This is a genomic window from Alistipes sp. CAG:29 (genome assembly GCF_000435435.1).
GTDB lineage: Bacteria > Bacteroidota > Bacteroidia > Bacteroidales > Rikenellaceae > Alistipes > Alistipes onderdonkii.
This window is the reverse complement of the sequence record NZ_FR893498.1, coordinates 1-713: the sequence shown is the minus strand read 5'-3', so window position 1 is coordinate 713 and position 713 is coordinate 1. Positions and strand designations below refer to the sequence as shown.

Sequence of the window (713 nt, the reverse complement as noted above, 5' to 3'; positions counted from 1 at the left end):
CTGGTCTTCGCGGGGGATGCCCGACTCGATACCGTATTTGTCGAGCAGTTGCAGGTTGATATAAGGGCTGTCGATCTTTTCCGGGAAGCGTGCGAACCATCCTAACGTCTGCAACTCGGCATCGAGTTTCTCGATGTAGGTTTGCCGCAGGGGAATTTCCGGATCGCTCTCCAATATCCTCTCGGCTTCCCGTACCATGCGGTTCTCGGCCTTCCAGATTCGCTCCCGGAGCTGCTGCACCTGCTGCGGATTGTCCGCACATGCCGGGCCGTCCAGCTGCCCGCGCATCTCCTGCAACTGGCCCATATCGGTATCCCAATCGTAGAGTCGCACGACGTAACAGGAGGGCATATAACGTCCACTTGTTTCTGCCAGATGGCGCAGCTCGCGGAATGTCTCGGCGCGGAACTGCCGGTTAATGATATGCGCTGCTGCCTGCACTTCGTCCATCGGCGGCTGCCGGAGCTTGCTGTCGGGATGCTGCTCCAGATAAGCATCCAAGAGAAAGGTGTGCATGGCCAGCAGGCCGTGCAGGGAGTGGGCGGTGTCTGCCGGAACGTCCGCGAGGTGGCGCCCGATCTTTTTCGCAAGCGGCGTCCTGCGCAGGGCCTCCATCAGTTCCAGCATATCTTTTCCTGCTGCATCTTCGGGCGTTCTGAGAAAGCAGGATGTCGCTGTATTCATTGTCAGTCCGATTCCGGCAATGGTCAGAT

General features: G+C 58.6%; 1 protein-coding gene. It reads right to left on the bottom strand.

What is annotated here, in order from left to right; all coding sequences use genetic code 11:
* The coding region (locus QVP03_RS11580) for a hypothetical protein (RefSeq protein ID WP_288210794.1) at window positions 1–627 on the bottom strand (627 nt) is incomplete at its 3' end.
* Window positions 628–713 lie beyond the last annotated feature (86 nt).